This window comes from Pseudomonadota bacterium, assembly GCA_039024915.1.
In the GTDB taxonomy this organism is placed as follows: Bacteria; Pseudomonadota; Alphaproteobacteria; order Rhizobiales; family MH13; genus MH13.
Map to the genome: position 1 here is coordinate 473371 of JBCCPK010000002.1, position 18307 is coordinate 491677.

At 57.8% G+C, this 18307-nt stretch carries 16 protein-coding genes and 1 tRNA gene; 7 read left to right on the plus strand and 10 right to left on the minus strand.

All coding sequences use genetic code 11. The annotated features are described in order from the left end of the window. Nucleotides 1–51: 51 nt before the first annotated feature. Nucleotides 52–1845: a M3 family oligoendopeptidase gene (locus AAF739_05530; GenBank protein ID MEM6382116.1), complete on the minus strand. Its 1794-nt coding sequence runs from the start codon at nt 1843–1845 to the stop codon at nt 52–54. Nucleotides 1846–2075: 230 nt separating this feature from the next. On the opposite strand from AAF739_05530, the gene AAF739_05535 reads away from it, so the two are divergent. The 3 genes from AAF739_05535 (at nt 2076) to AAF739_05545 (ending at nt 8133) form a co-directional block, all read left to right on the plus strand. After that, nucleotides 2076–3683, plus strand: coding sequence for a sigma-54 dependent transcriptional regulator (locus tag AAF739_05535; protein ID MEM6382117.1), 1608 nt, complete (start codon nt 2076–2078; stop codon nt 3681–3683). A gap of 208 nt (nt 3684–3891) precedes the next feature. Continuing rightward, nucleotides 3892–5805 (plus strand): L,D-transpeptidase family protein, encoded by a 1914-nt coding sequence (locus AAF739_05540; protein MEM6382118.1) that lies wholly within the window; start codon nt 3892–3894, stop codon nt 5803–5805. Between the two features lie 354 nt (nt 5806–6159). Further along, nucleotides 6160–8133 (plus strand): DUF882 domain-containing protein, encoded by a 1974-nt coding sequence (locus AAF739_05545; GenBank protein ID MEM6382119.1) that lies wholly within the window; start codon nt 6160–6162, stop codon nt 8131–8133. Between the two features lie 26 nt (nt 8134–8159). Here AAF739_05545 and AAF739_05550 read toward each other — a convergent pair whose 3' ends face one another. From AAF739_05550 to AAF739_05560, 3 genes are all read right to left on the minus strand, one after another. Continuing rightward, a complete protein-coding gene (locus AAF739_05550) occupies nt 8160–8432 on the minus strand; it encodes a DUF2312 domain-containing protein (protein MEM6382120.1) in 273 nt (90 codons plus the stop codon). Nucleotides 8433–8618: 186 nt separating this feature from the next. Continuing rightward, nucleotides 8619–8900, minus strand: a complete 282-nt coding sequence (locus tag AAF739_05555) for a DUF1244 domain-containing protein (protein MEM6382121.1) — start codon at nt 8898–8900, stop codon at nt 8619–8621. Between the two features lie 26 nt (nt 8901–8926). After that, nucleotides 8927–9766: an N-formylglutamate amidohydrolase gene (locus tag AAF739_05560; GenBank protein ID MEM6382122.1), complete on the minus strand. Its 840-nt coding sequence runs from the start codon at nt 9764–9766 to the stop codon at nt 8927–8929. A gap of 201 nt (nt 9767–9967) precedes the next feature. Here AAF739_05560 and AAF739_05565 point away from each other — a divergent pair, with 201 nt between their 5' ends. After that, a complete protein-coding gene (locus tag AAF739_05565) occupies nt 9968–10552 on the plus strand; it encodes a DUF1036 domain-containing protein (GenBank protein ID MEM6382123.1) in 585 nt (194 codons plus the stop codon). Between the two features lie 9 nt (nt 10553–10561). Beyond that, nucleotides 10562–11995, plus strand: coding sequence for a pyruvate kinase (pyk, locus tag AAF739_05570; GenBank protein ID MEM6382124.1), 1434 nt, complete (start codon nt 10562–10564; stop codon nt 11993–11995). Nucleotides 11996–12007: 12 nt separating this feature from the next. On the opposite strand, the gene AAF739_05575 is transcribed toward pyk, so the two are convergent. The 5 genes from AAF739_05575 to AAF739_05595 all read right to left on the minus strand — a co-directional run bounded on the left by AAF739_05575 (nt 12008) and on the right by AAF739_05595 (nt 14630). Then, nucleotides 12008–12994, minus strand: coding sequence for an alpha/beta hydrolase (locus AAF739_05575; protein ID MEM6382125.1), 987 nt, complete (start codon nt 12992–12994; stop codon nt 12008–12010). Then, complete coding sequence (locus AAF739_05580) at nt 12991–13677, minus strand: tetratricopeptide repeat protein (GenBank protein MEM6382126.1); 687 nt, start codon at nt 13675–13677, stop codon at nt 12991–12993. The genes AAF739_05575 and AAF739_05580 overlap by 4 nt, the downstream gene beginning before the upstream one ends. A 93-nt stretch (nt 13678–13770) precedes the next feature. Beyond that, nucleotides 13771–13896, minus strand: coding sequence for a type B 50S ribosomal protein L36 (gene ykgO / locus AAF739_05585; GenBank protein MEM6382127.1), 126 nt, complete (start codon nt 13894–13896; stop codon nt 13771–13773). A gap of 222 nt (nt 13897–14118) precedes the next feature. Continuing rightward, nucleotides 14119–14193 (minus strand) — tRNA-Val (locus AAF739_05590). Nucleotides 14194–14270: 77 nt separating this feature from the next. Beyond that, the gene (locus tag AAF739_05595; GenBank protein ID MEM6382128.1) at nt 14271–14630 is read right to left on the minus strand and encodes a response regulator; all 360 of its coding nucleotides are present in this window, start codon (nt 14628–14630) and stop codon (nt 14271–14273) included. A gap of 298 nt (nt 14631–14928) precedes the next feature. Here AAF739_05595 and AAF739_05600 point away from each other — a divergent pair, with 298 nt between their 5' ends. Beyond that, complete coding sequence (locus AAF739_05600) at nt 14929–15822, plus strand: N-formylglutamate amidohydrolase (protein ID MEM6382129.1); 894 nt, start codon at nt 14929–14931, stop codon at nt 15820–15822. A gap of 421 nt (nt 15823–16243) precedes the next feature. Beyond that, nucleotides 16244–17068: a histidinol-phosphatase gene (gene hisN, locus AAF739_05605; protein ID MEM6382130.1), complete on the plus strand. Its 825-nt coding sequence runs from the start codon at nt 16244–16246 to the stop codon at nt 17066–17068. On the opposite strand, the gene AAF739_05610 is transcribed toward hisN, so the two are convergent. Beyond that, on the minus strand, nt 17065–18195 hold the full coding sequence (locus AAF739_05610) for an alpha/beta hydrolase (protein ID MEM6382131.1): 1131 nt from the start codon (nt 18193–18195) through the stop codon (nt 17065–17067). The genes hisN and AAF739_05610 overlap by 4 nt on opposite strands. Nucleotides 18196–18307 lie beyond the last annotated feature (112 nt).

Genomic DNA, 18307 nt, shown 5'->3' on the forward strand with positions numbered 1-18307 from the left:
CTCTTTTCTATGCTTGGGAAGCTTCCTGTACGCACAGATAGGCTTGGAGGTTTAGCTCTCAAGCGCTTCAAGCTCGTCAATGAACCCGGAGATCACATTGAGACCTGCCTGCCAGAAGTTGGGATCGCGGGCATCGAGGCCAAATGGCTTGAGCAGTTCGGAGTAAGGTTTCGAGCCGCCAGCACGGAGCAGATCGAGATAGTGCTCGGTAAAGCCTTCATGTGCGTTCTCGTATCGGGCGTAAAGCGCGTTTACGAGGCAATCACCAAAAGCGTAGGCGTACACATAAAACGGCGCATGAATGAAGTGGCCGATATAGGTCCAGAACGGGCGATAGCCCTCGTCGAAGCGGATCGCATCTCCCAAGCTTTCATGTTGAACCGAAATCCAAAGATCGCACAATTGCTCTGACGTCAGTTCGCCCTCTTTTCGAGCGACGTGCACCTTGCGTTCGAAGGTGTAGAAAGCGATCTGCCGGATAACCGTGTTGATCATATCCTCGACTTTGCCTGCAAGCAGCGCTTTGCGTTTTGCAGGATCCCGCGTCTGGGCCAACACCGAGCGGAAAGTCAGCATCTCACCGAACACGCTCGCCGTTTCTGCCAGCGTCAGTGGCGTCTGCGCCATCAGCGCCCCTTGCCCGCCGGCGAGAACCTGGTGGACGCCATGTCCCAACTCGTGCGCAAGGGTCATCACGTCGCGGGTGCGACCTTGATAATTCAAAAGGATGTAAGGATGCGCACTGGGGACCGTTGGATGGGAAAAGGCGCCTGGAGACTTACCTTCGCGCGATGGGGCATCGATCCAGTGTTCATCGAAAAAGCGTTTACCGATATCGGCCATTTGCGGCGAGAAATCTGCATACGCGTCGAGCACGATGCTCTTAGCATCGTTCCAATGGACAAGCGACTTATCGGTATTCGGTAACGGGGCGTTGCGATCCCAATAGTCAATCGCCTGCGCGCCCATCCACTTTGCCTTAAGTGCGTAATACCGATGGGACAGTCTCGGGAAGCTCGCGCGCACCGCGTCTACAAGCGCATCAACCACTTCACCTTCAACGCGGTTGGCCAAATGACGGCTGTCCGCAACGTCCGAGAAGCCCCGCCAACGATCGGAAATCTCCTTGTCCTTCGCCAGGACGTTGGTGATCAAGGTGAAAGTTCGCAGATGCTCGCCTAAGGTTGTCCCAAGGGCTTGCGCGGCCGATTTCCTGCGCGCGGGGTCATTGTCCTGCAAAAGCGAGAGTGCTGGCTCCAGCGACAAAGCCTGACCATCAACCTCAAAGCGCAATGCAGCAATCGTCTCATCAAAGAGGCGGTTCCAAGCAGACCGACCGGTGACCGACTTCTCATGAAAAAGCTGCTCAAGCTTATCGTCCAGCTGAAAAGGCTTTTCACGCAGCGTATCGTCAATCCAAGGCTTGTAAGCCTTAAGTTCCGGGGCGCTGTAGCCTGCCTCCAGCGCATCAGGATCGAGCGCGGTCAGCTCAAGGGTAAAAAAGACGAGATGCGAGGTCGCGGTGGTCAGCTTCTCCTGAACGTCACCGAAAAATTTCGCGCGCGCCGGATCGGTCGTGTTTTCAGAGTAAACCAGGCCGGCAAAGGAATAGAGGCGGCCGAGCAGCTCATCGAGCGCTTCATACCGCGCCACAACAGACGCAAGGACAGCACCGCCCTCGTTCAGCTTGGCGGCCAGCGTACCTTTGTGATCGCGTTCGAAGACCTGCGCATCGTTCAGCGCTTTGCGCAAATCACGCGCCACTTCGGGAGAATCGATGCCCGGGTACAGGGCAGACAAGTCCCAATTGGGCAGCGATCCAAGGTCAGTTTTGGCGGCAGACATTGATGCGTTTCCCTCATAAATGTCGCTAGAGCTAGTTTGATGCTACGGGTAATCGTGGCCCAACCGGCGCGCAACCCCAGGCCGGACAAAGTCAGCCGCGCTGACAGCGACAAATGCTCGCTGATATGCTTAATCGCCCGTTTACCCTATCCCGCGATGATGTCCGATAACGAGACAGCCCGGGTCATGGCGTTTCCGCCAGAGCCCTACGATTGCGTGGAGATGTATGCGTGAGCTCGCGTTCCCAAGTTCTGATTGTTGATGATGACCCCGTTCAGAGACGCCTTTTAGAGGCAGCGGTAAGTCGGCTGGGGCACACGCCGATAGCAGTGGAAGGCGGTGACGCCGCTCTGGAACTTCTGGCAAGTGGTCAGGGTCGTGCGGTTCGCGCAGTTCTTCTGGATCTAATGATGCCCGACACAGACGGGATGGCGGTTCTTGGTGCTCTCAAGGAACGACAGAATCAGGTCCCGGTGATCGTTCAAACCTCGAAAGGTTCAATCGACACTGTTGTTTCGGCCATGCGCGAGGGCGCAACGGACTTTATTGTGAAGCCAGTCGCGCCGGAACGGCTTCGCGTGTGCCTATCAAACGCGCTTAAAATGAGCGCCCTCGAAGATACGGTTGGCCAACTCAAACGGCGAATCGAAGGCCGCCTGACGGTTACCGACATCATCACGCGGTCCGCCTCGATGAAGAGGGTCGTCCAACTCGCCGAGCGAGCTGCCAAGTCACAGATACCAATCCTGATTGAAGGTGAGTCGGGTGTCGGTAAGGAAATGGTGGCTCATGCCATCAAGGGCTCAAGCCAGAGGCGCAACAAACCGCTCGTCACCGTGAACTGTGGCGCGATACCGGAGAAACTGGTCGAATCGGTACTATTCGGTCACGAGAAAGGCGCGTTCACCGGCGCCAACGAAAAGCACGTTGGAAGATTTGCCGAAGCGCATGGTGGCACGCTGTTCCTCGATGAAATTGGAGAGCTGCCACTTGAGGTGCAAGTCAAACTTCTCCGAACCCTGCAGAACGGCGAGGTAGACCCTGTTGGCGCAAAAGCGCCGGTACGCGCTGACTTCAGGTTGATTTCCGCGACAAATCGCTCGCTGACAGAACTTGCGCGCGAGGGGCTGTTTCGCGAAGACCTGTACTATCGCTTGAATGTGTTTCCTATTTGGATCCCACCTCTGCGCGAACGTCTTGATGACTTGCCGCACCTGGTCGAACACTTCATCGTTCGGTTTGCCGCCGAAGAAGGCAAACGTCACCTCAAAGGCATCTCCCACGATGCCATGCAGATGCTCCTACAGTACACATGGCCTGGAAATATCCGCCAACTTGAAAATGCAATCTTCCGTGCAGTTGTCCTGTGCGATCAGGACTCGCTCTCGCCAGCGGACTTTCCCCAGATCCGAGCGCTGACAGAAGGCCGCGAAGGTTTGCTCGTATCTGAAACCCAGCCCACAGCCGGTGGCAAGGTGATTGCGTTCGATGCCTCGAGAGCAGGCGCAAACGGCAGGCAGGCTGATCAGAACGTCGTCGGCGAAGCCGTCATCGGATCAATCGACGCGAGTTTTGGTGCAAATGATTACGGCGTCGTTGATCTGACCAATGGCAAAGGCAATCCCCGAAGCCTGGCAGACCTCGAAGAGCGCGCCATTCGCTTCGCCGTCGGCCATCTGGGTGGCCATATGAGCGATGTCGCGCGGCATTTGGGCATCGGTCGTTCAACGCTCTACCGGAAACTTGCTGACTATCAGATCGACCCGGCAGACCCGACTGGTACCGATAGCAGGACAAGGGATGCCCAATCCGAGGCGAGCCAGGCGGCGCAGCGCTAATCGTTTGTCATATTTTGGTTGGAAGTGTGTTTCTGAGCATCTTTCGTGAGTTAGCGCGATCTGCCAAACACGCACTAACTGTGGCGAAGCTCAAGAGAAGCTGGCGCCAAACCTATCGAGAGGGCGCCTCATGCGCAGGTTTGTTAGCAGCAGAAGACCATCGAAACCGGGCGTCTCACGTGGCGTAGTATGCCTCCTGGCAACGACAGTGCTTGCGGCGGGTGCACTGCAAACAAAGCTGGCAAGTGCACAGACTGCCCTTCCCGCCATTGATCTTGAATGCGAAATCAGTCCTGCCTGCGCCGCCGGAACGCGTGCGGTCGCACGGATTGTCGATCCTCAACAAACTAGCATCCGCAACGATCAGGTAGACAGCATTCCTGCGCGCGGGAATGTCATCCCCGCGCCCTCACAAGCCCGCACAGATCGTATCTCGGCTCCTGAACCCTCAGTCGAGACAGCAGCAGTGGACGTTGCGGCCTTGCAAGCGCGCGATGCCCGTATGTTGGCGACACTTACCCGGCAACTGATTGAGCATCATGTTACCCAGGGTTTGGGGAATGATGGTGAGACGACCGCGGCTGAGCGAGAGGCTGCCGAAGCCTTTTACGCGGCGCGCGCCTTTCAACCGCTTTTCCTGGAAGCCGGCGCGCTAAACGCTCGCGGTACGGCGATTATTGGAGTTTTTACGTCGGCTGATGAATACGGCTTAGAGCCGGCCGATTTTGTGAACCCGGCGTTCCTCGAAGAAGGCGAGCAGACCGGTGATGCGGCCAAGGCCGCCCTCGCAGACATCAACATGGCCTTGTGGGCCCTTCGCTATGCACGCCATGCACAGACAGGGCGTGTAAACCCCGCAACAATAAGCGCGGACATCACGTTGGACCGAAATCTCGTCGATCCGGGTACCGTTTTGCCCGCCCTCGTCGACGCGTCAGATACCGCAGAAGCGCTGCTAGGTTTTCATCCCCAACATGATCAGTTCCGCGCGCTGCGGCTTCGCTTGGCCGAATTGCGCTCTGAGAGCGCAGACGAGCAGTACATTGCGATCCCAGAAGGCGGAACCTTGCGTGTCGGAGATCGAGATGACCGCGTGCCGTTACTTCGCGAGCGCCTTGGCGTTCCAGCACCCGAAGCATCATCAGAAGAGATTTCGCGTACGGGAGAAGCGCAGCTTGTTCTCGCATCCTCTCTACCGGATGAAACGGGCGCCGAGGGCGCAGCAAACGCACCCGATGTGCTGGTGTTCGACGAGGCTCTTGATCGCGCCGTTCGCGACTTTCAGGCGTCGCACAACCTCGTTACCGACGGCATAGTTGGGCCTGCTACCTTCTCTGCACTGAATGCCAAGTCGGGCGACTTGGTTCCTCACATCATTGCAAATATGGAGCGCTGGCGTTGGATGCCACGCGAGCTGGGGCGCTTTCACGTCCTCGCCAATGTACCAGAGTACCGATTGTGGGTGATGCAGGATGGTGAAAGCATCTTCACGACGCGAACCATTGTGGGACGAAACCGCCACCGAACAGCGATTTTTTCCGATGAGATGGAATATCTGGCCGTCAATCCGTACTGGAATGTGCCCAGTTCGATTACGCGCAGTGAGTTGCTGCCAAACATCCTAGCCAATCCAGGTTATCTGCCGGCGCGCAACTACGAGGTGCTCTACAACGGGCGTGTCATTGATCCCTATGCAGTCAATTGGCAGGCTGTGGCAGACGGCGCAGGCTCACCCAGGATTCGCCAGCGACCAGGTCCACGCAACGCGCTGGGCGAAATCAAATTCATGTTCCCCAACCAGCACGCCATATACTTCCATGATACACCATCTCGAGGCCTTTTTGGCCGGGATCGGCGTTCCTTTTCGCATGGGTGCGTCCGGGTGCAGGATCCGTGGGCGTTCGCGGAAGCTCTGCTGGAGAACGAACCCGATTGGAACTTGGCGCGGCTGCGTTCGCTCAAAGGGCCGCGTGAGCGCACGATGCTTCTTGATCAACACATCCCGGTGCACATCACCTATTTCACAGCGCGTGTGGATGATGATGGAGATCTGATCATGTCGAACGACCTGTACGGCCACCATGGACGCGTCTTGGCGGCTCTTGGTCTGGATAACTCGTGATCGTGGCCAATCGGCCCTCGGTTTCCGCTGGCGCCATTTGGTAAAAAAGGGTTAACCCGTAACCATCTTTTAACCCAAAAGCTGCATCGTAGCGGGCGGTGACGTAGAGCTAACGGTTCGTGCCCCAATTTTAACAACTTTGCAGCATCGGACAAATGATGCGTTTCTCAAGCGCTTCGGCAACAGTTTGAGTTTGAGATGCGCAAGAGAGTTATGTGGCACCTGGGACTGTTGTATCAGAACACTTGGTATGGTCGCTGAACTCGTATTGGGCTGGCGGCAATTTCGGGCAAGCAGCTGATAGACAGTGTGCGCCTAATCGGGCCGAAGGCAATGGGCTCGAGTGAGGGTAATTTGGACGGCGTAGGTAAAGCGGCAGCAGCAGCGCGATCGGGTGGTAGGCTGTGCAATCTATCCACCCTCGTTTCGTGTGCTTTTCTCCTGCCTCTCGCCATCATGCTGCTTTTCCCGTCAGCAGCGGAAGCCCAAAACCGCACCCTGACCCTCTACAACACCCACACCCATGAGCGCCTTACCGTTACCTACAAACGCAATGGCCGCTTTGTTCAGGGAGGGTTAGATCAGCTCAACCGCTTTTTGCGGGACTGGCGCCGTGATGAAGTTACGCGGATCGATCCCGATCTGTTCGACATCGTCTGGAACGTGTACCGCGAAGTTGGGGCCTCGCAACCGATCCACGTTGTCTCTGCTTACCGCTCACCGGCAACCAATAACATGCTTCGGCGGCGATCATCTGGCGTGGCGCGCAACTCGCAGCACACGCAGGGCCGCGCGATGGACTTCTTTATCCCCGGCGTAAGCGCGGCCGCCATCCGCGCTGCGGGCTTGCGACAGCAGCAGGGCGGGGTCGGCTACTACCCGCGCTCAAACACACCGTTTGTCCATCTCGATACAGGCACAGTGAGAATGTGGCCCCGCATGACCCGGTCGCAGCTCGCGCGGGTGTTCCCTGACGGGCGCACCATCCATGTTCCAGCTGACGGACGTCCTATGGCTGGCTTTGAACAGGCGCAACGGGATCTCCAGCGCGGGGGACGCAGTTCGACGCGTTCAACGGTTCAAGTTGCTTCGTCGGCAAGCCCCGAAGACGCCAGTGCCGTGGTTCTTCCAACGGCGCAAGGCGATGACGGCGACGGGAATATTTTCGCGGGCCTGTTCGGTGGGGGCCGTGAAAGCGAACCCGCGGCAGCGCCTGCCCCACGGGCTGCAGCCCAGCCTTCGCAGGTCGAAGCCGCACCCGCACGACCAGAACGCAGAGCGCCGTTTGCCGCACCGGCACCGGTGCTTCCGCCAAACGCGGTCGTGCTGACCGCAGAAGCAGACACGCCTCCCTCAGAGCAGGAAACCGAACTTGCAGCGGTCGACATTCCACCACCCCCTGTTCCGGCTCCAACTATTGATCAGATACAGATTGCCGCTGCTGCGGCAGCTCAGCCACCGGTAACGATTGCGGCAGCGGAAGAGCAGGCTTTCCCAGTACAACAGGCATCAACCCAGGATCGGTTTGGCGCTATCGACTCTACTTTTGCCGCTGCCCAGGATGCACAAACGCCACTTCCCAGCGCTTCTCAGCTACCGCCAATCACCAGGGCTCAGCAAATAGCTCAGACGGTTGCGGCTCCCGGACAGATTGCCGCCCTCATCGAAGCGCGTTTTGCCGAGCAAAGAGCGATGGACGCCAGCCTTCGCGGTCAAGTTCAATCCGCTCTACGCGCCAGCACTTTGGCTGGTGATCAGCCAGGTGCTCCCCAAACGCTGGCAGCCGAGGCTCCTTTACAGCCCACGGACATTGCGGCAGCGCCTCGCATCATACCGCCCGCTCCAACACCGGTTGAACGATCACAGCCAACTGAAGCTCCGATCGCGGTTGCTGCGGCACCGCAGCCTCCGGCTTCACCGACATCATTAGCATCGGCCTTCACCGCGGTTTCAAACCAACAATCGGCTGGCCAGGACGCCATCGATGCTCTCGCCCGTGCTTCGCAAGCCAGTATTGCCGCTCCCAGCGCCACATCTTTGGCCAATGCTCCGGGCCTCAACGGCACCGGTGTTTCACAGATTGTGACCGGCTCAGCGCCGGCACGTCCCGTAGGCTTGCTGCATCCACTTTCGGAGCCAGCAACCGCATCGCTGGCGAAGAACTCAATTCGTGGCCAGGCGCACGCCGGCCTAGTTCCGCCTTCGGATGTTCTGAACCTGACGCCGGCAGTGCTACGCAATGCCGGTTTCCAACCAACCCGTCCGTTCGGCGCCCGGTCGGATCGTTTCGAGCCGCAAGGTCTCACCTCGACGTTCAACGGGCGGTAGATGCAGTTCCGCCCGTGTCCGTGGAGCTAGTCTTGGTCGTTCTCAGGTGCCACAACGGCGGCACCTCCTAAGGCGCCCAAATAGAGGTCGAGCAGCGCCTCTTGCTCCTGTCGCTCGGCCTGGTCCTGCTTTCGAATCCTGACCACCTGCCGCAAAACCTTGGTATCGTAGCCGTTGGCCTTCGCCTCGCCGTAAACATCTTTGATGTCATTGGCGATCGCCTTTTTTTCTTCCTCAAGCCGTTCGATCCGCTCGATGAGCGCTCGAAGCTGACCAGCTGCAACAGCCGTGTCGGCCATGGAAATCTCCTCGGTATGCATGAAGGTGTCGGGCAGCTAGCAGAAGCTGCGCAGCGCGAGGTGAGTGCTAGCGGTCTGAACCCAAGCAGGTCAAGCTGGCCCGCAGCCCCCAATGCGGAAAGCCTCGAGGATTGTGGGGACAATCGTGATCTTAGCACCGCCACTCAAAGGCATGCCGGGCGTTCTTCAATCGTGCTGGGCAGATGCTACCTTGAAGGCAGCAACCTGTTCCGGCGTTGCCTCGGGTTGGGCTGCCTTCCACTGGCCGTAAGGCATGCCGTAAACATGCTCACGCGCTGTTTCCAAATCGAGTGTCTGGTCTGCCTCGTTTGCAGCATCGACCAGCCAGTTCGATAAGCAGTTCCGGCAGAAGCCAGCCTGAATCATAAGATCGATATTCTGCACATCGTCACGCTTGCGAAGATGGTTCAAAAGCCGTCGGAACGCTGCCGCTTCCAGATCGCGCATCGTTTGTTCGGTCACCAAAACTCTCCTCATTCAACCAGCGGCATCCTGATGGCACGATCCGCCACAATTGCTTCAACCAGCGGTGTTAAGCGGCGCGCCCAAGCATCAATTCCACCCCCATCCGCTATAAGATCCTGCCTTACCTCCAACAGGGCATGAGGCAGGCCTTTAACCGTACCGTGCCGGTTCATCGTATCTCCGGGTAATTCTCCGGTATATGGCTCATTGTCGCCCACGACGATATCCCCGCTGGCGCTTAGGCTATCGATGAGCGGGCGTGCCAGCCGGGCGTCCTTATCCCACAAAACACCCGCATGCCATGGGCGCGCAACACCACGCCAGTGCGGTGTAAACGAGTGGATAGATAGCAAGACCGCAGGCCGGCCGGTCACATGGTGCACATGATCTATGGCGCGCGAAATCGCGTCATCATAAGGCCTATAATAATGCTCGATCCGGTGCGCTCGCTCCTTTGGTGTATGGCGCGCATTTCCCGGCACCACTGCCCCGTCGGACAAGCGCATGATAAGAGTTGGGTCATCGATGCCGCGATTGGGATCAATCAGCAGGCGCGAAAACTTGCTCATGACGAGCGTCGCATCCAACGCAGCTGCAAGTTTTTGGCACAGACCTTTCGCACCGATGTCGAAACCGATGTGGCGCTCCAGTTGCTCGCGCGGCAGACCGAGCGTGCCATAGGGTGCCGGTAAAGTGTTTTCGGCGTGGTCGCACAAGATGATCAAGCCGTGACCTGCGTTGCTCAGGTGCAGGGAGAACGGCGCCTGCCCGTCCGCAGAACCGGCTGTGGGACTTAAGCCACGATCGGACATGGTTGAGGGTTGGGCGCGATTGGATGCGTCGTCCATGGATAGATCCGGCGGGGAGTTATAGAGAGTGAGCGTTTGCTTCACACCGATCATCGATACGCCGACTACGCCCCATCGTCAAAATGTCGCCGCATCTTCTGCATCATCGAAGCGTGCCAAACGCTTGACCAGTGTCGAGCACGCGGCAAAGAATACAACGCGCTAGGCATTGGCGTATAATTCGGCTTGCAAGGATCTGACATGCGTCTGCTGTCACCGGCCACCGGACAAACCGGAGGCTCTCGTCCTACTCTTGCTTTTCTTGTGACCGCGCTGGTCGTCGCGGGGCTCGTTGCTGGTGGCTATTACACATTCAGCCGAACCCAGAGCGCTGGCGAGGCGTTGGAACCAGACGCCGTCCAGGGGAGAGTTGTCCAAGGCTCAGATGCAATGGAGCAGGCAAACACCGTGCCGGGTCTCGGCAGTGGGCCAACCGGTTTTCGCGTTTGCAACGAGACATCAAGCACTATTGGGGTCGCTTTAGGCTACGATACGCGGCAGGGCTGGGTATCGGAGGGCTGGTGGAACCTACCGACGGACACCTGCGAGACCTTGCGTTCAGGCGCGCTCGTCGCTCGTTTCTACTATGTTTACGCAATTGATTATGAGCGCGGCGGGGAGTGGAAAGGCCGCCATTATATGTGTACACATGCGCGCATCTTCACCATTCGGGGATTCGAAGATTGCGCCCAACGCGGGCTGGAGACCACCGGCTTTTTTGAAGTCGACACCGCGGGTCAATCCAGCTGGACGGTGCAACTCACTGAGGACTCCCTTCAGCAATAGGCACCGCACATGCTCAAGCGAGACCGCAGCGTCAAGATTCTCGCGACCCTCGGTCCGTCCAGCTCCGAGTTCGAACAGATCAAAGCGCTTCATCTCGCTGGCGCCGATATATTCCGGATCAACATGAGTCACGGCGACCCGGACAAGATGCGGGCAATGATGGCTAAGATCCGGCAAGTCGAAGAAGACATCGGTCGACCGATAGGCATCCTGGTGGACATCCAGGGCCCAAAACTGCGCGTCGGCGCATTCGAAGACGACGCCATCATGCTTGAAAAGGGCGCGCGCTTTCGGCTGGATACCTCCGAAAAATCCGGAACCGTCGAGCGCGTTCAGCTTCCCCATCCCGATATTATTGAAACAATCGAAGTTGGCCACACGCTCATTCTTGACGATGGCAAGCTGCGCCTGGAATGCGTTGCGACGGATAACGCCAGTTTCATCGACACCGAAGTCATGGTTGGCGGCAAGCTTTCAAGCCGTAAGGGTGTCAGTCTGCCGGACACCATCCTTACCAGCGGATCGCTGACGGAGAAGGATCGCCGCGACCTAGCGGCTGCCGTTGAAGCTGAAGCTGACTGGATTGCCCTGTCGTTTATCCAACGCCCGGAAGACGTCGCTGAAGTGCGGAAGATGGTTCGGGGTCGTTCGGGCGTCTTGTCAAAAATCGAAAAGCCTCAGGCCGTCGAAAAGATCGAGGAAATCATCGAGCTCTCCGACGCGATCATGGTTGCGCGTGGCGACCTTGGTGTCGAAATGCCGCTTGCGGTGCTGCCGGGTACGCAGAAGCGAATTACCCGGGCGGCGCGCAAAGCAGGAAAGCCGGTCGTGGTCGCAACGCAAATGCTTGAATCGATGATCTCATCACCGGTCCCAACCCGCGCTGAGGTCTCCGATGTGGCGGTCGCCGTCTACGAAGGTGCCGATGCGATCATGCTGTCAGCTGAGTCCGCTGCTGGCGACTATCCGGTCGAAGCGGTCTCGACCATGAACACGATCGCAGCGGAAACGGAAAAAGATCCGTACTACCGCTCAATCCTCGACGCGCAACGGACCCCGCCGCAGGCAACTGGCGCTGACGCGATTTCTGCAGCAGCGCGTCAGATCGCCGAGACGCTCCATCTATCGGCGCTGGTTTGTTACACCTCTTCAGGCGCAACCGGGCTGCGCGCAGCCCGAGAGCGACCAAAAACACCCATTATTGCGCTCACCCCGCGCCAGAGGACTGCGCGGCGACTGACCCTCATTTGGGGCGTGCACCCCATGGCCACCGATGACGCAGCCGATATTGACGATATGGTTGAGCGTGCCTGCCAGCTTGCAATGAACGAGGGTTTCGCGGACCCTGGAAACCGCATTATCATATCGGCTGGCGTGCCGTTTGGTACGCCGGGCGCGACAAACATGTTGCGCATTGCCTTCGTGCGGGAAGATCACGCCTGACATTTGAGACGGTTAGGCGTTGGCAGATGCCGACCTATACACCTCAGAAATACAATCAAGGATCAGATCGCCATGAGTATGGTGGGGCATATGTCCACCACCCGCGATAACCGTCTTGGTCGCTCCTTTAATGTCGCGTTCCAGGCCATCGGAATGGATGTGCGGCCAGACCACCCCGTCTTGATCACCGGTAATGACATGCACCGGACATTGGATTGATGCGTAGCTGTGAGACTCGGCACGCACAAAGGGTCTTAGTTGAAACACATCTTGAGCGTTCGCACGAAAGCTTGATGGTCGCAGAACAAGCCTAGCGCCCAGCTCGCTGGCGTAGCCTTGAACCGGTACCTCCGGTGCAAACACGTTTTCAACGCCATCGTTGATCTGGTTCCAGCCGACCGGCAAGGTTATAAGTTCGGTGAAAAGGTGCCCAATGACCGGCAGGCAGGCGGTACCGTAGTACCAGGTTACACCGCCCCAGCCCCCACCCTCCCAAGGGTGCGTTGCCGGCGCAACGAAAACCGCGCCCCGCACAAGCTCTCGATGATGCACGGCCAGCTGCGCAACGACAGCGCCTCCCCAGCTATGGCCGATAACAATGACGTGGTCCACGCCCAGGCGGCGAACAGCTTCCGCAATGCGGTCTGCCTGAACCCGCGGGCTGTGATCGCCCCACTTTCGCGGGCTGTTCCCCTGTCCCGGGCGATCGACAAAGACCCTATGTTGATCATCACCAAATCTTTGCTGAAGCTTGTCCTCAAGCGCAATCTGGAACTCCCGGTGGTTAGAACTCGCCCCATGCACGAACAGAAGACTTGGGCATTTGTCGGAGAGCGACCCGCGCTCGACCAGATGGAGCGGAGCTGTTGATGTGGAGACGAATTTTCCTGGCGCGGGGAACCGCGCCTCGATCCTAGCCGTGCCCCATCGCGTGACCAACCACAGAGCGCTTGCGATCGCCGCAAGTACGACGCCAGTCGAAATCCAGAACGTCGTCAAATAGGCGCGCCCTGCAAACGCCTTTCGATGGCATCAAGCCTTTGTTGGGCTCCAGACAGATAGGGATGGACGTCCAAGGCTGCTTTCAAAAAGGTCTGTGCCTGGCGGTACCGGCCCAACTCATCAAGCATGATGCCGATACCGCTGAGAGCGCCAAAATGCCGAGGCTCGAGCCGCAGGACCTGTTCTACATCGGCAATCGAAAGCGCGTAGTCCTCGCGCATAAAGTGTACGGTCGCTCGACGGTTCCAACCCTCCGCAAAGTCCGGCGCAAGCGTGACAACCGTATCAAGCAGATCAAGTGCCAGCGGGAACCGGCGTTGGCGCATCGCTATCTCAGCACGGCGCATCAACAAATCGACCGAAGAACTGCCAGACATGTTCCAGCCACGCTGTATGTCCCGCACCAACGTCCGTGCCTGATCTGAATCTTCGGCGGAAGCCAACGCATCCAGCAAGCTGTCAACGGTGGGCGGCGTGTCAGATTGTTCGGAAAGCACGTCGGGTTCAGCTGAGCTGCCGACTGACCCCGGCTCGCCGGTATCAGCTCCCTCACCATCCGTCGCCAGGGCGCCGCCGGTGAACACGACACATGCGAAGATGACAGCCGCGCATCTTCGCAAAAAGGAGGGCATCAAACCGCTGAGAAGCGAATCAGCATAGTCAGCAAAGAAAAACCGCATCGGCTGAGTGTGCCTCAGCCGACGCGGCTCGTCAAAACACGCAGAGAGAAAGGCGTTCTCTTAAGCCTCGCCGTAATTTGGCTTGGTCGAACCCTAGCCCTGGCGCGCCTTAAACCGGCCCTGCGTTTTGTTGATGATGTAAACGCGACCGCGGCGACGGACCATGCGGTTGTCGCGATGACGCTTCATGAGCGACTTGAGCGAGTTTTTGATCTTCATCTTACCGAACCTTTATGAATGCGCGCCGCAGCCGGGCAAACAAAAAGACGCGCCGAAGCGCGCCAACAATCCTGGGTCGTGAAATGCCCCAATAAGCACGAAAATGTCAAGTCGATCAGCGGTCTTTGGGCTAGACAACACCGCGCAACGCAAACGGTGAACGGTCTGAGGCGGACGGCACGCGGAGTATTAGACATCGGCATTTCAGCGATGTCAGGCCGGTGGTGGGCGCGGGCAGGATCGAACTGCCGACCCCTTCGATGTCAACGAAGTGCTCTCCCGCTGAGCTACGCGCCCTCAACGGTGGCGAGGTCTTATCGGGTTGTTCCGGGCGATGCAAGCGACATCAAAAAAGGAGGCAATACGCCCGTAGGTTAGGCAGCAAGGAGCTTTTCCACTTCATTGACCAATTCGCGCAAGTGGAAAGGCTTCGAAAGAACCTTGGCATCTTTTGGCGTGTTGGAATCGGGGTTCAAGGCGACAGCGGCAAAGCCCGTTATGAACATGACCTTCAGCTGTGGATCGAGCTCAGTAGCTTTGCGTGCCAGTTCGATACCGTCCATTTCAGGCATGACGATATCGGTGAGAAGCAGCGTGAAAGGCTCTTCTTTCAAACGCGAATAAGCGCTCTGCCCATTGTCAAACGATACCACATCGTATCCAGCGTTCTCCAACGCCTTTGCCAGGAAGCGGCGCATATCGTTATCGTCTTCGGCAAGCAAGATACGTGTCATGGTCTACCTGTTTGCGTGGCGGTCGCTAGTTCAAACGAGTACGAATCTCCTTACACCTGAGGATCATATCTGACCACAGGAGGAAAGCCGATACCGCGTTGTTTGCGTTTGGCATCCTCGAAAGCAAGCGTTGACGGAACGGGCATAAGCGGCGTCTGGTTTCGCACGCGCCCATGTGGACTTCATTGCGTGAACCTGCGATCCTTCAACGAAGAATAAGTGATCGCTGATGCGACCAATGTGCCGGTCGTGACCATGTCTTCGGTGAAAGGAGCCGCCCTCGTTGGCCGCATACTGAATGGACACGATTGAAGCCTTTTCCGAAGCGACGGCAATTGACCTGACCTTACCCGTCAATCAGACGGTGCCTTTCGTTTTCAGCTCGCCCCACTCCGGCACATTCTATCCACGCGCATTCTTGGAGGCGGCTCAACTCGATCCGCGCGAGTTACGGCGCTCGGAAGATACGTATGTTGAGAGGCTTTTTGCAGGTGTAGTCCAACAGGGCGCGCCCTTGATCGCGGCGCGCTTCCCGCGGTGCTATTGCGATGTCAATCGCGAGCCCTATGAACTCGACCCGCGGATGTTCAACGAACCGCTTCCCGCCTTTGCGAATACCGCCTCGTTGCGCGTCGCTGGTGGTCTTGGGACAATCCCAAGACTAGTTGGCGATCGGCAGTCGATCTATCGAGGTAAGCTTGACGTGGCGAGCGCGCTTGAACGGGTTCAAACTCTCTACAAGCCCTACCACACGGCGCTGAGGCGAACCTTGGCACGAACCCACGTTCGGTTTGGCGCGGCAATACTCGTTGATTGCCATTCCATGCCGTCGATCATTCGAACCTCAAACGGAGCGCTATCGACTGACTTTGTCATCGGTGACCGATTTGGCACAAGCTGTTCGTCGCTCATTGCCGACACCATGGCGGAAGCACTGCAACGCATGGGATATCGGGTGTCACGAAACAAGCCGTATGCTGGCGGCTTTATCACCGAACATTACGGGCGTCCGACCCGAGGGATCCACGCCGTACAGTTGGAGATCAACCGCGGACTGTACATGAACGAGCGAACGCTTGTTCCCAATGATGGCTTTATTGATGTCATGGAAACTCTGAGTGAGCTCACACACTGTCTGTTCGCACTCGATGTCGGCGAACTACTCCCCATTGATCGAGCGGCCGCTGAGTAATCCAAAAAAAAGAGCCGTCCGGAAAACCGAACGGCTCAAGTCTAGGGAGGAAACGCCCAAAGAGGGCATTGCGTCACGCCGGGAGGGCCATGACGCACTGCAAAATTTATGTGTGCGGCGCAAAAAGTCAACAAGACCAAAGTCGTTTTTGACCGATTGCTCAAATTTCGTTGCATCATGACCGTTTGCGCAAGAATATTTCATGGGCGTGCCACAACAGTAAAATCATGGTCCTAGATCGGTAATTTTAGCTCGTTTCTGGACCTCATAGGACACCGAGATAACCAAATGGCGCTGAAGCGATCCCAGATTTCTTGTTGCAAAGCCGCAACACAAGTAGCGTTGGGTGTTGAATTCGCGCTGCGTACGCCTGTTGTTCGACCACTTAGGTGCCTTCGCACCGCAACAGCGAGTCTCTGCATTGCCATCGCAGCTTTCTGAATATTCGGGCCTTGCTGAGCGTGTCGCGCGCTTTGAAGATCTCAAACGACTCGCAAGGGCGGAAACCCTGACACATTTTCGCGCTGCGCCGGAAATCAGTAACAAGGCCAATCAAGGAGCGTTCGACCCTGTCACAGAGGCAGACCGAGCATGTGAACGCGCCATGCGCAACCTCATCGAACAGGCGTTTCCCACTGATGGCATAATCGGCGAGGAGTACGGCAATGTTCGTCCTGAAGCGTCTGTTCAGTGGATCATCGACCCCATTGACGGCACGCGTGCTTATGTGGCCGGCGTGCCCCTGTGGGGATCGCTTGTCGGTATCGTCTATGAGGAAACACCGGTAGCAGGGATGGGTTATCAGCCCTTCCTCGATGAAAGCTTCGAAGGCTCGGCAGCCGGTGCGCTTTGGAAGATGCGCGGGGCTGAGCGTGAACTTCAAACCCGCGCCTGCCAAAGCTTCAGCGAGGCCACACTCATGACAACCACCCCAAGCTTGTTTCAGGGACAGCAAAGGGCGGCTTACGATCGTCTTGAAGCCGCGTGCAGGAATGTTCGTTACGGCACCGACTGGTACGGATACGCGTTGGTTGCTGCGGGCACGTGCGATCTTGTCGTAGAGACCGGGCTCGCACTTTACGACATTCTACCTTTGGTTCCGATTATAGAGGGCTCAGGTGGCATCGTTACCGACTGGGGTGGCGCTCCGCTGCGCGAGACCGGCTTCACCGGCCAGGTCCTTGCAGCGGGGGACCGCGGCTTGCATCAGCAAGCCCTGAAACTCCTCCGGCACGCGGCAGTTTAGAGCAGCGATAGATTAAGGTTCTCAAGTGAGCGGGTGAGCCGCGCCTCCCGCATCTCGGGCACCGACAAAAACGCATCGGCGGCCGCAAAGAACATATCGCGCGAATCGTCAGTCTCGAACATCGGCTCATGAGCAGACATCGGTAAGCGGACCAAAGTGGCGGTCGGCACAGCGGCGGCCAGCCTTTCGATCGCTTCGGTGGACACCAACTTATCCATTCCAGCTTGTACAAACAGACACGGCGTGGAAATGCGATTCAGAAGACGTTGGTCCCATATGCGATCCATACCTCTGGCGCATTGATTGAGCCATCCGATCGTCGGTCCGCCCAAACCCAGTTCGGGATGATCTGCCAGTATCGAAGCGACCCGCATGTACCGTACGCGGCTGGACGTCACCACATTGCTTTCAAATGGCCCGGTTGCCCCGACCTCCTCGCTCGTCCGGGGCGCATAGCGCTGCCCGAACCCAAGCCTCGTTGCCCAAAGCGACATGCGTGCGATCGACTCATGGGACGTTTGGGCGACGTTAAAGCGAAGCAATGGTGACGACAGGATCATGCGGTCGAACCACAAGGGCCGCCGAACGAGAAGATGCAGAGCAACGAGCCCGCCCATGGAATGGGCTAGCCCCATCAGGGGAAGCGGGCAGTCCGGTAAAACGGCACGCTCGATAACCAGTTGGGCGTCGCGCACATAAGCGTCGAAATCGTGAATATGTCCCTTGCGTGGTTCATCGCGCAAAATGCGAGATGATAGTCCCTGCCCGCGCCAATCAAACGCCACCACACAAAAGCCAAGCCGCACGAAGCGGCCAATGACATCGGCATACTTCTCGATAAACTCGGCTCGGCCTTGCATCAGAACCAGGGTTCCGATCGCGTGTCCTAGCGGACGAAAATGAGCGACGCGCAGCTTGGCATGGCGGCGGAGCCCGACTGACAAATAAAACACACGGTGAAGCCGGTCCATGGGCATCCCCGGGACGGCATAAAGCCGCGCCCCGTCGGATCCAACGGCATCCTCCATCGACGCAGCCGATGCTTGAGGCGCCAGATCAACCTCCGGTGAGGTAACCGACGGAGCGAAGAGGATATCGTCATCAAGAATCGGCGCAGGATGAACCATGATTTTTCTTGCCCCAAGGACCCCTATGTTTCAACGGCACCGCGGCACTACTGTTAACGTTGCGTCCTTCTAGCCACATGCATTCAAACAACCCTGTGACCGCTGTCACACC